At 40.3% G+C, this 14,518-nt stretch carries 11 protein-coding genes; 5 read left to right on the top strand and 6 right to left on the bottom strand.

Annotation, left to right across the window (positions count from 1 at the left end; all coding sequences use genetic code 11):
* The first annotated feature begins 46 nt into the window (after nt 1-46).
* A complete protein-coding gene (locus tag I6L31_RS05635; protein ID WP_005005162.1) occupies nt 47-1,273 on the top strand; it encodes an MFS transporter in 1,227 nt (408 codons plus the stop codon).
* Between the two features lie 77 nt (nt 1,274-1,350).
* Here I6L31_RS05635 and I6L31_RS05630 read toward each other — a convergent pair.
* Nucleotides 1,351-2,729, bottom strand: a protein-coding gene (locus I6L31_RS05630; protein WP_370684981.1) for an IS3 family transposase whose coding sequence is annotated in 2 segments (ribosomal slippage) — nt 1,351-2,264 and nt 2,264-2,729 — 1,380 coding nt in all. Because the reading frame shifts where the segments join, the coding sequence is not laid out codon by codon here.
* A 246-nt stretch (nt 2,730-2,975) separates the two neighbouring features.
* On the opposite strand from I6L31_RS05630, the gene I6L31_RS05625 reads away from it, so the two are divergent.
* Nucleotides 2,976-3,260, top strand: coding sequence for a helix-turn-helix domain-containing protein (locus I6L31_RS05625; protein ID WP_005005159.1), 285 nt, complete (start codon nt 2,976-2,978; stop codon nt 3,258-3,260).
* A 214-nt stretch (nt 3,261-3,474) separates the two neighbouring features.
* On the opposite strand, the gene I6L31_RS05620 is transcribed toward I6L31_RS05625, so the two are convergent.
* The 5 genes from I6L31_RS05620 to I6L31_RS05600 form a co-directional block, all read right to left on the bottom strand.
* Nucleotides 3,475-6,282: a 2-oxoglutarate dehydrogenase E1 component gene (locus I6L31_RS05620; protein ID WP_035272350.1), complete on the bottom strand. Its 2,808-nt coding sequence runs from the start codon at nt 6,280-6,282 to the stop codon at nt 3,475-3,477.
* 427 nt (nt 6,283-6,709) lie between these two features.
* The gene (locus I6L31_RS05615) at nt 6,710-7,897 is read right to left on the bottom strand and encodes a CaiB/BaiF CoA transferase family protein (protein ID WP_005005154.1); all 1,188 of its coding nucleotides are present in this window, start codon (nt 7,895-7,897) and stop codon (nt 6,710-6,712) included.
* 12 nt (nt 7,898-7,909) lie between these two features.
* A complete protein-coding gene (locus I6L31_RS05610) occupies nt 7,910-8,773 on the bottom strand; it encodes an FAS1-like dehydratase domain-containing protein (RefSeq protein WP_005005151.1) in 864 nt (287 codons plus the stop codon).
* A gap of 25 nt (nt 8,774-8,798) precedes the next feature.
* On the bottom strand, nt 8,799-9,605 hold the full coding sequence (locus I6L31_RS05605) for an HpcH/HpaI aldolase/citrate lyase family protein (RefSeq protein ID WP_005005148.1): 807 nt from the start codon (nt 9,603-9,605) through the stop codon (nt 8,799-8,801).
* An 18-nt stretch (nt 9,606-9,623) separates the two neighbouring features.
* Complete coding sequence (locus tag I6L31_RS05600) at nt 9,624-10,784, bottom strand: acyl-CoA dehydrogenase family protein (RefSeq protein ID WP_005005147.1); 1,161 nt, start codon at nt 10,782-10,784, stop codon at nt 9,624-9,626.
* Between the two features lie 104 nt (nt 10,785-10,888).
* Between I6L31_RS05600 and I6L31_RS05595 the strand changes: the two genes are divergently transcribed.
* From I6L31_RS05595 to I6L31_RS05585, 3 genes are all read left to right on the top strand, one after another.
* On the top strand, nt 10,889-11,824 hold the full coding sequence (locus I6L31_RS05595) for a LysR substrate-binding domain-containing protein (RefSeq protein WP_004987227.1): 936 nt from the start codon (nt 10,889-10,891) through the stop codon (nt 11,822-11,824).
* Nucleotides 11,825-11,950: 126 nt separating this feature from the next.
* The gene (locus I6L31_RS05590; RefSeq protein WP_005001054.1) at nt 11,951-12,820 is read left to right on the top strand and encodes an IS982 family transposase; all 870 of its coding nucleotides are present in this window, start codon (nt 11,951-11,953) and stop codon (nt 12,818-12,820) included.
* A 306-nt stretch (nt 12,821-13,126) separates the two neighbouring features.
* Complete coding sequence (locus tag I6L31_RS05585; RefSeq protein WP_005005146.1) at nt 13,127-14,437, top strand: MFS transporter; 1,311 nt, start codon at nt 13,127-13,129, stop codon at nt 14,435-14,437.
* Nucleotides 14,438-14,518 lie beyond the last annotated feature (81 nt).

Here is a 14,518-nt window from a genome sequence, read left to right as displayed (position 1 = left end):
TCGCGATTGTTAAGTTCAATTGCCGCAAAATCCTATGGATTAATACATGTTAGCACCCCGCTTGAAGGCTGTGTTCAAACTAGCTGATCAAGATAAACCTTCTTTTTTCTCAGTCCTCCTCATTGGAATCGCACAGATTATCGTATGGGGAGGATCTTTCTTTTTATTGGCAGTCATGGCGCGTCCAATTATGTCCGAAATGGGCTGGGGACGTGAACTGGTCTACGGTGCTTTATCTTTAAGTATTTTGGTTTCCGCATTTGCACTGCCTTATATTGGTCGCTTAATTTCCCGTCATGGTGGCAAGGAAATTCTGGCCATGAGCGGGATCATCACGGCTTTAGGGTTGTTCATTCTGGCCTTTAGTTATCATCTGGCCTTTTTCTTTTTGGCCTGGATTGTAATTGGGCTAGGGATGGCGATTGGTCTGTATGACACGTTATTTGCAGTCTTGGGTAATCTATTTGGTTTAAATGCCAAAGTTGCGATAGTGAGCGTTACGCTCATTTCTGGCTTTTGTACTACGATAGTCTGGCCCGTTCAGGCTTATGCAGTCTCGTTATTTGGTTGGCGAGCGACTTGTGTATTTGGTGCAGTCTTGATGATTATTGTGATCTGGCCGATTTATCACTATGCATTGCCTAAACCAAAAAAAATCGCTGAAGCGTCTGCGCTACAGCAAAAAAATAAAACCAATTCGATGAGCTTGCCCAAATCAACCTATCACTTGATATCCATTATTTTTATGATTACTTCAATTATCATGACAGTGATGACAGTGCAATTGATTGATATTTTGCAAGAAAATGGTCTGGCTTTAGCCAGCGCCATTGCGATTAGTGCTTTGATTGGACCAAGTCAGGTGGCATCACGCATGCTGGATTTGGTGATTAAGTTTGATCATCCGATTAAATCGCTTTTGGTATCAGTTGTTTTATTGGTGGTCGGGATTGTTTTGCTGTGTATCTCACTCAAATATGCTGCACTTGCAATGATCATCTATGGCGCAGGCAATGGCTTACGTTCTATCGTACGTGGCACTTTACCGCTGACCTTGGTCAAAAAAGAGGAATATGCCTGTCTTATGGGAAAATTGGCTCGTCCATCACTCATTGCACAAGCCATGACGCCGTTGATTGCTGGGTATATGATTGATGCGTTTGGTGCAAATACGGTACTTTATAGCATCGCGTTACTGGCGCTTTTAAATGTTATTTTCTCGATGATATTAATGAAAGAAATTCGACAAAGAAAAGTGATGACTCAAAGTTAAGGTTTCAAAGGAAAATTAAACGTAGAATAAAAAAATCCAACCCGACCTGAACTGCCCCCCGAAAGTTGGACAGTGAATTAAGCGGATAATAAGGACTGATTTCTGTATTGTACAGGGGTTAGTCCTTTTAATTTAACCTTGATTCGTTCATGGTTATAATAATGAATGTAATCTTTCACTGTTTGCTCCAACTCATCAACTGATTTAAATTCTTCACCATAGAAACATTCCGATTTAAGTATTCCAAAGAAACTCTCTATTACCGCATTATCCAAGCAATTCCCTTTACGTGACATACTTTGTGTCAAACCATGCACTTTAAGCTGTTGCTGATAATGGCGCATTTGATATTGCCAACCTTGATCTGAGTGTAAAATAGGGTTTTCATCAGGTTTGAGGTTACTCAAAGCCTCACTAAGCATGTTTTTAACTAAAGCATAATGTGGTTTACGTTGGGTTTGGAATGCAATAATTTCTCCATTGAACAAATCTATGAGAGGAGATAAATACAGCTTTTCACCATGTACTTTAAATTCCGTCACATCAGTCGCCCATTTCTGGTTAGGTCGATTTGCCTTAAATTGACGTTGTAATACATTATCAGCGATCTTACCGACTTGCCCCCGATATGACCGATACTTTGCCGTCCGAATACGTGATTTTAGCGCCATCAACTGCATTAAACGCAATACACATTTATGGTTAATCATCATGCCTAAATTCCGTAAGGCATAAGTCATTCTGCGATAACCATAACGTCCTTTGTGCCGATGATAGATTGTCCTGATTTGCTGTTTTAAATCAGTATATTTATCCTCATGTTCAAATGCCTGAACATGATAATAATAGGTACTACGAGCCATCTTGGCTGCACGTAATAAATGCTTTAGAGAATAGGTTTGCCTTAATCCTGATACAAGTCCTGCAAGCTCTGCTGTTCGGCTTGCTCTTGCGCTTCCTGTTCTAGTCTTAAGGCTTTCAGCTTTTTTAGAAAGGCATTCTCTGCACGTAAATATGCCAATTCTTCCAGTAACTCTTTTGAGGTTTTATCTTGGTCTGTCTTAGTAGATTTGGTTTTGACTGACTTGGGTTTAGGCATGAGTTTAGGTCGCCCTTTAGACTTTGGTTTTAAACCATCTATACCGTGCTCTCGATATTGACGCAACCAATTGAATATCTGTGATGGGCTTTTAAGGTCGAATTTAATCATTGCTTCCCGAGCGGATAGACCATTTATTAGAACCGACTCTATAACTGCCAGTTTAAGTTCGAGAGAAAGTACTCGATGTATTTGTTTTTCAGAAAAAGCCACTTCACCTTTTTGATTATATTGAGCTACCCATTGGCGAACGAGTCCCTTGTCAATATCAAAAAACTTAGAGGTTGCTGGATAACCGTAGCCTGATAAGTAATGTTGCACAACTTTTAATTTTAATGCTTTGGTATATTTAGCCATAGAAAAGCACCCTTCAAATTAGACTAAGTGTGTCCAACTTTTAGGGTGCAGTTCAACCCAGGGTTGGATTATAAAACTGGTGTCGTTTAAACCAGAGCTTTATATTAACCTTAATTATCTTGGATTTAAATCGTTATTTATTAAAAAATGATCATATTATTTTATTGTTCTTATAAAAATAAATAATCGGATATATGTGGTATTCTTTGTTAAAATATACTTGTGATTATAGCTGAGTTTTCAAAAATGGATTTGGAACAATTATCGATACATGATCATTTTTCTGGGAAAGATGTTTTGCTTGCTGATGTCGTTCGAGCGCATGTCTATCAATTGCTCAAACATATGGAAATACAGGATACATCGACAGATAGTAAGCTATACTCCTATTTTTTAAAAGAAATGGAAAAGGGCGTATTCTCTGCTGTACTGATTAATACACGAGGTAATCAGGCACAGGCATGTCAGTTTTTGGGTATTAGCCGTTTGTGTTTATATAAGAAATTAAAGAAATATAAGCGTTTGAGCTAGATACTATTAAACGAATCAAACGACTAAACATGATATTGGTGATGGATTGTTTTAATATTTTATTTCTATGATTGTTGTTGTTTTAATTTTTTTCATTACTTTTATTAATTATGTAATATGAATTATTTTCCAAGATTATTTTTTAAATAAAAACCGAATAATTTAATCATTCGGTTTTTTTATTTTAAGGATATAAGTAGTAATAATAAATTACTTATAAGCCTAATGCCTGTTGCACTAATTCAGTTTGTTGTTTGGCGTGTAAATAAGGTGAACCGCATGCAGGTGCAGCAGCAGTTTCTCTGCCTGCATATTGTACATCTACTATTTTCTCCATTTTTGCCATCAGTTTATACAGACGTAAGGCGATAAATAACCATGCACCCTGATTTTCTGGTTCTTCTTGTGCCCAGATCAATTGTTGCAGATTTGGATATCGGCGAAAAACTTCAGTCAAACGCGCTTCAGGGTAAGGGTAGAGTTGTTCAATCCGAACAATAGCGACATGCTTAAGTTGTTGTTCACGGCGTTTTTCTAATAAATCGTAGTAGACTTTACCTGCACAGAGCACCACTCGGGTTACCTGTTCTGCATTGATATCATCTATTTCATCAATCACTGTCTGGAATGTCCCAGTCGCTAATTCATCCAATGTAGAGGTAGCAAGTTTATGTCGCAAGAGTGATTTTGGTGACATCACGATCATCGGCTTACGGATATTACGTAGTGCTTGACGGCGTAATGCATGGAAGATTTGTGCAGGTGTCGTCGGCGTGATCACTTGCATATTGTCTTCGCCACAAAGTTGTAAAAAGCGCTCTAGACGTGCCGAAGAGTGTTCAGGGCCTTGACCTTCAAATCCGTGTGGAAGTAATAGGGTCAGCCCACAGTTACGCTCCCATTTGGTTTCGCTCGACGCGATGAATTGATCGATCACTATCTGTGCACAGTTCGCAAAATCACCAAATTGAGCTTCCCAAACCACTAGACTTTTGGGCGTTGTGGTCGCATAACCAAATTCAAACGCCAAGACCGCTTCTTCGGTCAGTAATGAATCATACAGAGCGAAATGGGGTTGATTTGGTTTAATGTGGCAATGCGGAATATAGGTACTGCCATCGACCTGATGATGCAGTTTGGCATGACGATGTGAGAATGTACCACGACCCACATCTTCGCCAGTAATACGGACTGGATAATCCTGATCAATCAGGGTTGCATAAGCCAGATTTTCAGCAGCGCCCCAGTTTAAGGCGAGTTCACCTGTCTGCATGGACAAACGATCATCGACGGCTTTTTGAACTTGGCGTTGTAACACAAAGCCTTCAGGGACTGTATTTAAAATCACGCCCAATTGTTTGAGTCGATTGAGATCAAATGTGCTATCACACTCATCGCTATAACTTAGACCAATATACGGAGCCCAGTCGACATACATGCTTTGATCAGGGTCGAGCACCAGATTATCTGTGACATGTTGACCTGCATCCAGACGATCTCGATATTGCAATAACATGTGATCCGCTTCAGCTTGAGTCAGGATTTTTTCATTGATCAATTGATTTAAGTAAAGGTTGCGCGTGGTTGGTAGTTGATTGACCACTTGATACATGAGCGGTTGAGTGCCTGAGGGTTCATCGGCTTCATTATGACCACGACGACGGTAGCAATAGAGATCGACCACGATATCTTTACGAAATTCTTTACGATAGTCATGCGCCAATTGGATCGCATAAATTGTTGCTTCTGGGTCATCCGCATTGACATGTAAAATCGGTGCCTGAACGGTTTTGGCGACGTCGGTACAGTATTCAGTAGAACGCGTATCTAAAATATTGGAGGTGGTAAATCCAACCTGATTATTGACAATCACATGCAATGTTCCACCGACATAGTAGGCACGGGTTTGTGACATTTGGAATGCTTCCATCACCACGCCTTGACCTGCAAAGGCAGCATCACCATGCACACTGACCGACAATACTTCATCGACATTTTGACGACGATCTTGACGGGCACGGGCAGACCCAACTGCAACAGGGGAAACGATTTCCAAGTGCGATGGATTCGGTTGAAGTGCCAAATGGACTTCACCGCCATCTGTCATGACATTGGATGAATAACCTTGATGGTATTTCACATCGCCTGAGCCTGAGTTGGTGAACAGCTTACCTTCAAATTCGGCAAACATTTCATTGGGATGCTTACCAAAAATATTGACCAGTTGATTTAACCGACCGCGATGACACATGCCAAGCGCAATTTCTTTAGTACCTGTTGCACCTGCGCGTTGAATAATTTCATGCATCAAAGGGACTAAGGTTTCTGCACCTTCAGCACCGAAACGTTTAGCACCTACAAATTTGTTAGCCAGATATTTTTCCAGACCTTCAGCTTTATTGAGCAAATGAAAAATCTGTTTTTTCTTATCTGCACTAAAGTTAAAACGATTTTGGGTTTGCTCCAAACGACGCTGCAACCAGCGTTGTTCCTGTGTATTGATTAAATGAGTAAACTCGGCACCAATACTTTGGCAATAGGTATTTTTGAGGTGCTGAATGATCTCTTTTAAGCTTGCTTGTGGCTTGCCAATCGCCAGATCATCCGTAAAAAAAAAGGTAGCTAAGTCTGCTTGGGTTAAACCATGCGTGGCCAATTCTAGCTCAGCAACATGTTCACGTTTGGCCAAACCTAACGGGTCTAGTTTGGCCTTTTGATGACCACGATGACGATAAGCTGCGATCAGTTTAATGACTGCAATTTGACGCAATTGTTGTTCTGGGCTGACCTCAGTTTTTTCGATGTTTTGAACACGATGTGCATTACGTGCCAGATCCTTAAACTGTTGCTTGATCGGGCCGTGGGGTTGATCGCCTTGAGGAAATTGACCAAAATAAAGTTGCCAATCTTCACTCACCGTTTCAGGTGCAAGCAGATATTGTTCATACAGCTCTTCAATGTATGTGGCACTGTCGGCAGAAAGCGTCAGATCGGTACTGATTTTGCCGATTATCTCTTGCATCTGTGCTTTCATATCCTTTTGTATATACATAATCTGATGTCCTGCGATCAATGAAGATTATTGCTATCCATAATCTTTGTTTTTTAATACGGTGTTGAAAGGACATTGAATATCTAATATGTACTCATGCCACAGACCTGTGAAGCTCAAACATGCCATGCTAAAGAGTGGGTCGAAATCATGGCAGGATCAGTTGAGGCAACATAGACAGGATGGTGATCTAAATGATGATGTCCTTTCATCAATGATTGGAATAAACATCGCACTTTGCTGCGCTGTTGTTTCTATTTTGATCATAAGAACAAAATTCTGATTTTTAAAATACTAAGATTTAATAGCTGTGATACGAAAAGCATATAAGTGAAAAACGTGTATAAAAAAGGATTGCATTAAAATATACAATCCATTTTTTATGATTTTGAATAACTTAGATCACATGCTGTTGTTTAAGCAGATCAATCTCGTCTTGTGAATAATTGAGCTCAGTTAAAATATCTGCACTGTTTTCACCGAGATCTGGCACTGCTTTAATTATAAAATCCTGATCATCAGTTAAACCTACCGGTTTGAGTGTAGGTACTTTACCAATCGGTGTTTCGACTTCTGTCCAGCGATGACGCGCTTGAAGTTGAGGGTGATGCCAGACATCCTGCATTTCATTGACACTGGCATTGGCAATTTTGGCTTTTTCCAGACGTTCGATTACTTGATCACGAGTCAGTTGACCGAAACATTCAATAATAATCTGTTTGAGTACTTCACGGTTTTTGACACGCAAGGTATTGTTGATAAATTCAGGTTGATTTGCCGTTTCTGGCTGTTCAAGTACAATCTGGCAAAAAGCCTGCCATTCACGTTCATTTTGAATACCCAGCATGACTTGACCATCTTGAGCAGGAAAAGGCCCATAAGGATAAATCGTGGCATGCGCCGAACCTGTACGGGGCGGTGGTGTGTCGCCACGAAGCGTGTAATATAAAGGATAACCCATCCATTCGGTCATACTTTCGAGCATTGACACATCAATCCGTTTGCCTTTTCCTGTTTGGCTGCGTTCAAGCAAAGCAGCTAAAATGTTGCTATAGGCATACATACCCGCTGCAATATCGGCAATTGAACAGCCTGCTTTGACATAATCATCAGGTGTGCCTGTAATGGATAAAAAGCCAGATTCGCTTTGAATCAATAAATCATAGGCTTTTTTATTACGATAAGGGCCGGGATGCTCATGATCATCGCCATAGCCTGAGATATCACAGACGATGATTTTAGGATTAATCTGTGAAAGTTCTTCATAGGACAAGCCTAAACGCGCCGCAGCACCGGGTGCCAGATTTTGTACCAATACATCGGCTTGCATAATCAACTTATGCAAAATATCTTTGGCAGGATCAGCTTTGACATCCAGCGTCAAACTTTCTTTAGAACGATTGGTCCAGACAAAATGTGAAGACATTCCATCGACACGTTCATCATATTTACGGGCAAAATCACCGACATTGGGACGTTCAACCTTTATTACCCGAGCGCCTAAATCTGCCAACTGACGCGTACAAAACGGTGCAGCAATGGCATGTTCAAGGGTAATGACCGTAATTCCTTCTAATGGTCGCATGAGATAACTCCCTTATTTAAAACTGACTTTTGCCTGCATGGCAGTTTGGCCATCGACATGTTCAATCCAGAGTTCACCGTCTTGCTCTTGAATATCGCCACAGACATAAAACTCATTAAAATCAAAAACAGGTTTAACTGCACGGAATTCGAAACTCTTGACCTGTTTGTCTGGGTATTCCTGTGTCAGAAAATGTAACAGCAGAGTAGCGAGTAAAGGCCCATGTACCACTAGACCTGGATAACCTTCTATTTGGGTACAATAAGAACGATCGTAGTGAATCTTGTGACCATTAAATGTCAATGCGGAATAACGAAATAAGGTGGTCGTCATGACGGGATAGCTTTTTTTATAGCTATAGTTTCTGGCAGGCAGCTCAGACTTTTCAGGCACTTTTGGCTTTTCCGATGCTTGTGTAGAGCCTTTGTTTTGCAGATTACTGGTTGCTTCGCGGTAGACAATATCGTGTTCTTCTACAATTGCGAGCACATCTTCGGCATAAATTGAATGCTGCACAGTCACAAAATATAAATCACCACTACGACCTTGCTTAAATTCAACGTTTAAAATTTCAGATTCGCGGCGTAGTTGTTGATTGACACGAATGGGTGAGTGAAATTTTAAACGACCACCTGCCCACATCCGTTTTGGAAAAGGAATTGGCGGTAAAAAACTGCCTTTGTAGGGATGTCCATCTTCGGCAAGTTCAGACTGGTTGACGACAGGCAAGAAATATAACCAATGAAATAAAAGCGGAAGTTCATCAATCGGTTGACCGTATTGATTGAGTAACGCTTGCATCATGCCTATCGGTTTATCATTACAAACATCATGATAGACTTCTTTTTTACCAATCCATGCTTCAAAATTATTCATTTTATTGATCCTGTAAAGTCCTTTACTACTCAACCGAAGCCTGTAACACCTGTTCGGCACGACGAATCACCGGCAAATCGATCATTTTGCCATCCAGACTAATGGCTTGACCTTGTGCTGCATTGACGGCATCAAGCACACGTTTGGCCCAGTCAATTTCGGTTGCACTTGGACGAAACACCTGATTCACCTGCTCAACTTGCAAGGGATGGATACACAACTTGCCTGAAAAACCTAAATTTTTGGCCTGCGTGGTTTCAAGTTTTAAGAGTTCATCATTTTTAATATCGACTGTGACACCGTCAATCGGCGGGTGGATATTGGCCAGTTTAGACGCCAGCACAATTTCATTACGGAAATAGACCAGTTCTGCGTAGCCGCCATTCATGCCCATTTCCAGTTGGAAATCAATTGAACCAAACATCAAGGCTTTGACATACGCCGTTTTAGCTATCTCACGAACTTGCGCCAGACCAAGAGGCGTTTCAATGAGAGGGTACACATCTACTGCTTTCACTTGTGTTACAGCTTCAACATCGGCTGGTTCCTCAGTTTTAGGCAGCACGATTGCAGAAACATTGGCATATTGGAGTAATGAAAGATCATCGTTAAACCATTGGGTTTGTCGAGAATTAACACGGATCATGATCTTTTGATTAGGATGCGCTGCAAGCCATTCTGCAAGTAATTGACGTGCCTGAACCTTTAGTTCAACTGGAACAGCATCTTCAAGATCAATAATCACTGCGTCACTGCTTGCATTCAGCGCTTTTTCAAAGCGCTCAACACGGTTAGCAGGAACAAACAGGAATGAACGAGGTGTGGTTTTCATCAATTGTTCCCCTTGATCTTAGAATGAACGAGGTAAACCTAATAAATGTTCAGACACATAGCTTAAGATCAGGTTGGTTGAAATTGGCGCAACCTGGTACAAACGAGTTTCACGGAACTTACGTTCAATATCATATTCGTTGGCAAAACCGAAACCACCATGCGTTTGTAAGCAGGCATTGGCTGCTTCCCAACTGGCTTTGGCTGCAAGATATTTCGCCATATTGGCTTCTGCACCACATTTTTGATGGGCATCGAACAGTTCGCAAGCACGGAAACGCATCAGGTTGGCTGCTTCAATTTCAACAAAAGACTCAGCCAGTGGAAATTGTACACCTTGATTTTGACCAATCGGACGACCAAAAACCACGCGGTCATTGGCATATTTCACTGCACGATCCATAAACCAGTAACCATCACCAATACATTCAGCCGCAATTAGCGTACGTTCTGCGTTTAAACCATCCAGAATGTATTTAAAGCCTTTGCCTTCTTCACCAATCAGGTTTTCTTCAGGAATTTCCAGATTTTCAAAGAACAATTCATTGGTTTCATGGTTGACCATATTTGGAATTGGACGAACAGTCATACCGTGTTTGACCGCTTCCTTCACATCCACCATAAAAATAGACATCCCCTCAGATTTTTTGTGAACTTCGGCAAGCGGTGTGGTACGTGCCAACAAAATCATCCAGTCACTGTGCTGAATACGTGAGATCCAGACTTTTTGACCATTGACCACATATTTATCGCCTTTTTTCACCGCAGTCGTGCGAATCTTGGTGGTGTCTGTACCGGCTGTAGGTTCAGTCACACCCATGGACTGTAAACGCCATTCACCGCTGGCAATTTTAGGCAAGTACAATTCTTTTTGCGCTTTTGAACCATGACGCAGTAACGTTCCCATGTTATACATTTGACCATGACAGGCGCCTGCATTGCCCCCCGAACGGTTAATTTCTTCCATCACCACGGTTGCTTCGGCAAGCCCTAAACCTGAACCGCCGTATTCTTCTGGAATCATGGCCGCTAACCAGCCCGCATGGGTAAGTGCATCCACAAATTCTTCTGGATAGCCTTTTTCTTCATCAATTTTACGATGATATTCGTCAGGGAATTGCGCGCATAAGGCACGCACTGCTTCACGAATTTCAGAAAAATTATCAATAGTCGATTTCATGAGATGTCCTTATCAAAATGGAGCGTTTTAATGATCATATATTGTTATTGTTAAATTATTAAAATAGAATAATTTGATGGCTGTAATCTCAAAAGAGCATTGATATGGATATTAAGCAGTTAAGGGCATTTCTGACTATTTCAGAGACACGCAACATCACCAAAGCAGCAGCAATGCTGAATATTGTACAGCCTGCGGTTTCTCGTCAAATTCATTTACTTGAGGAAGAACTTGGGGTTGAACTGTTTGAGCGTGGACGGCATGGCATGAGCCTAACGCAAGAAGGTAAAGTGCTGGAAGATTATGCTCGACGGGCCTTAAAAGAAATTGAAGCCGCAAAAATGGAACTGACCTCAAAAGATGGAGCGCTTAAAGGCACGGTACATATTGGGATTTTAGCCAGTTTAAGTGAATTACTCTCGGTGGCTTTAATGCGGGTCATGAAAAAGAAGTTTCCTGACGTGAACCTCAAAATATCGGTGGGTTACTCAGGACATTTGAAAGAATGGCTAGAGGCAGGAGAGATTGATTTAGCCCTACTTTATGATTCTGTACCATCCAAGTTTATTGATAGTCATCAGATTGTGGCAGAACAATTATGGTTAATCGGGCCTTATTCCTCTGATTTACATCAGTCTAAAGCTGTTGAATTAGCTGAAATTTCAGAATTACCTTTAATTTTGCCTTATTCGCCACATCAACTGCGCTTTTTAATTGATCATGGTTTTCAAATTGAGAAATTAGATTTAAAAATAGCGGCTGAAATTAATGATCTCAATGTACAAAAACAATTGGTGAAAGAGGGACTTGGTTATACCATTTTACCTTTGGTCGCTGTAAAAAGTGATTTGCAGCAAAAGACCATTAAAGTTGCTCCTATCCAACATACAGAATTTTCACGTAATATCGCCATCGCTTTACCCAACACCCGACATATTTCCAAGCTCGTGCATGTAATTGCAGGAGAAACATTTAATTGCTGCAAAATCGCGATTGAAACCAAAGCATGGCTCGGTGGTTCATGGATTTCTGATCGTTAAAGAAAATACCAGTACGTTTAAATAACTTTAATTTAACCCGAATCGCGGATAAGCAATTGACTTGAAAAATAAGGGGACTAGAGCCATCAGTTGAGTTACCACACCAAACCTAAAGCTCTAGCCCTGATGTTCAATAGTACCGAATTATTCTGCATCATTGATGATTTCTTTCTTAAATTTGAAGCAACTTATTGGAAGTTTCTCAAACAAAGTCGTCGCTCTGTAAGAATTCGACCAGCCCAGCTGAGTCTCTCAGAAATACATTTTATCGCCATTTGGTATAAGTGTTCTCATTTCAACAATTTCAAAGCTTTCTTTTCATGGTTGAAGCAGGATAAAAATCATTTATTTAAACGCTTACCCTGTTACCAAAGGATGATTCACCTGATCAATATGCATCAATTAGCTCTACATGCTTTACATGTCGCTTTGATGAAAGGTGAATACAAACAATATTTATGGATTGATTCAACGACTCTGCCTGTCTGTAAAAATCAGCGTATTCAGCGTCATAAATCATTAGCCAAGATTGCATCTCGCGGTAAAAGTTCAATGGGATGGTTTTATGGCTGTAAGTTACATATCGTGATGAATCAATTCGGTGAGATCGTTAGCTCAGGCTTATCTAATGGGCATGTTGCTGACATAAAAATGGTTGAACAATTGGTTGAAGGCTTAGACGCAAAGCTTTATGCGGATCGTGGCTATATCAGTCAAAATTTAAAAAGCAGGTTAAAAGATCAAGGGGTTGATTTGATTACTTACCATAGAAAGAACATGCAGGCTATTCAACTCTGTTCATCAGATAAATATCATTTAAAACAACGCAATAAGATAGAAACGTTATTCAGCTTATTGAAAGGACAATACAATTTAGTGACGAGTAAAGCACGTAGTATTCATGGATTTCTTAGCGGAATTTATGCATCGTTATGTGCATATCAATTAACTCATCGGAATAAGCCAACAATTCAAGTTATGGAATCATTAGCTTAAGCAGGATTCGGGTTAGATATGTTATTTAAAACTCTCAGTTGGACTCTGGGAGTTTTTTTATTGCTTATATTTTATTCTGATCAGTTCCATCAGTTTAAATGATCGAATAATGAATAAATTTAATAAAAATAAATCAATAAAAAACAAGAAATTATTTAATTTTAAAAGGCCTTTATTTTTGAACTGACTTTTTTTCGCATTGTTTAATCAAACTGGCTTTGTTAACTATTACGCAAAATGATGGTTTAGGTAGAACTAGCTAGGGCTAACTGGTTCTAAACATGTAAATGGCTAAGGAGAAGCCAAATGAGTATCGATCAGGCGGTTGATAAAAAATTAAATGCGAATCTGGATCAGAAAACACGCATTAAATCTATTTTGGGCGGTTCAGCGGGTAATCTAGTCGAATGGTATGACTGGTTTGCCTACAGTATGTTCACTTTATATTTCGCAAAATCTTTCTTCCCAGCAGGTAACCAGACCGTTGAGTTGCTTCAAGCAGCAGCGGTTTTTGCGGTTGGTTTCTTGATTCGTCCCATTGGCGCATGGATGATGGGTATCTTTGCAGACCGTAAGGGACGTAAAGCAGGTTTAACACTCTCTGTTACCTTGATGTGTATCGGTTCAATCCTGATTGCGATTGCACCAACGTATCAACAGATTGGGGTGATGGCTCCTGTTATTTTGATTATTGCGCGATTGATCCAAGGCTTGAGTGTCGGTGGAGAATATGGTGCAAGCGCGACCTATTTGAGTGAAATGGCAGGAAAAAACCGACGTGGTTTTTTCTCAAGTTTCCAGTATATGACCATTATGGCTGGTCAGCTTCTGGCACTTGCAACTTTAATCATCTTGCAACAAGTGTTAACTGAGGCGCAATTGTACGAGTGGGGCTGGCGTATTCCATTCTTTGTCGGTTCAATTTTAGCATTGTCTGTCTTTATTATCCGTCGTGGTATGGTAGAGACTCAATCTTTCAAAAACGCGACACAAGAAGTCAAATCAAGTGCATTTGCATTGTTTAAACATCATCCCAAAGAAGCATTAGGTGTTTTATTCTTAACTGCGGGTGGTACGATTTCATTCTATGCTTATACCACTTATATGCAAAAATTTATGGTGAATACGACTGGCTTTTCTAAAGAAGTCGCGACGATGGTTTCTGCTGTCACCATCTTTATCTTCATGCTTGCACAACCCGTGATGGGTTCTATTTCCGATAAAGTTGGTCGTAGAGCCGTCATGATTTTCTTTGGTATCGGTGGCGTTTTATTTACTTATCCAATTTTTAGTACTATCGCAACGACATCAAGTCCTGTGATTGCAGGTTTATTGATTCTGTTTGGTATGATGTTCTTATCTGGTTATACCTCAACCAGTGCAGTCATTAAATCTGAAATGTTCCCCGCCCATATTCGTGCGCTTGGTGTGGCACTTCCTTATGCGATTGCCAATACGATTTTTGGTGGTACATCAGAACTTGTGGCGCTACAGTTTAAAAACATTGGCCACGAAAATTTCTACTTTATCTATGTAACGGTGATGTGTGCGATCTGTCTGGTGTATTTCTTCCGCATGAAAGATCAACAAAAACATAGCCGCATTCTGGAAGATTAAATCAACTGTATAAATGATTTAATCTACAAAAGAGGGGAAAGTAATTTTCCCCTCTTTTTTATTGAAGAAAATCCAGAAATC

The organism is Acinetobacter septicus (genome assembly GCF_019355975.1).
Taxonomy (GTDB): domain Bacteria; phylum Pseudomonadota; class Gammaproteobacteria; order Pseudomonadales; family Moraxellaceae; genus Acinetobacter; species Acinetobacter ursingii.
This window is presented reverse-complemented; position numbering and strand designations above follow the sequence as displayed.

Coding starts and splice junctions, on each gene's coding strand:
- I6L31_RS05635 (WP_005005162.1), top strand. CDS start 47: ATGTTAGCACCCCGCTTGAAGGCTGTGTTCAAACTAGCTGATCAAGAT.
- I6L31_RS05625 (WP_005005159.1), top strand. CDS start 2,976: ATGGATTTGGAACAATTATCGATACATGATCATTTTTCTGGGAAAGAT.
- I6L31_RS05620 (WP_035272350.1), bottom strand. CDS start 6,282: ATGCAAGAGATAATCGGCAAAATCAGTACCGATCTGACGCTTTCTGCC.
- I6L31_RS05615 (WP_005005154.1), bottom strand. CDS start 7,897: ATGCGACCATTAGAAGGAATTACGGTCATTACCCTTGAACATGCCATT.
- I6L31_RS05610 (WP_005005151.1), bottom strand. CDS start 8,773: ATGAATAATTTTGAAGCATGGATTGGTAAAAAAGAAGTCTATCATGAT.
- I6L31_RS05605 (WP_005005148.1), bottom strand. CDS start 9,605: ATGAAAACCACACCTCGTTCATTCCTGTTTGTTCCTGCTAACCGTGTT.
- I6L31_RS05600 (WP_005005147.1), bottom strand. CDS start 10,784: ATGAAATCGACTATTGATAATTTTTCTGAAATTCGTGAAGCAGTGCGT.
- I6L31_RS05595 (WP_004987227.1), top strand. CDS start 10,889: ATGGATATTAAGCAGTTAAGGGCATTTCTGACTATTTCAGAGACACGC.
- I6L31_RS05590 (WP_005001054.1), top strand. CDS start 11,951: ATGTTCAATAGTACCGAATTATTCTGCATCATTGATGATTTCTTTCTT.
- I6L31_RS05585 (WP_005005146.1), top strand. CDS start 13,127: ATGAGTATCGATCAGGCGGTTGATAAAAAATTAAATGCGAATCTGGAT.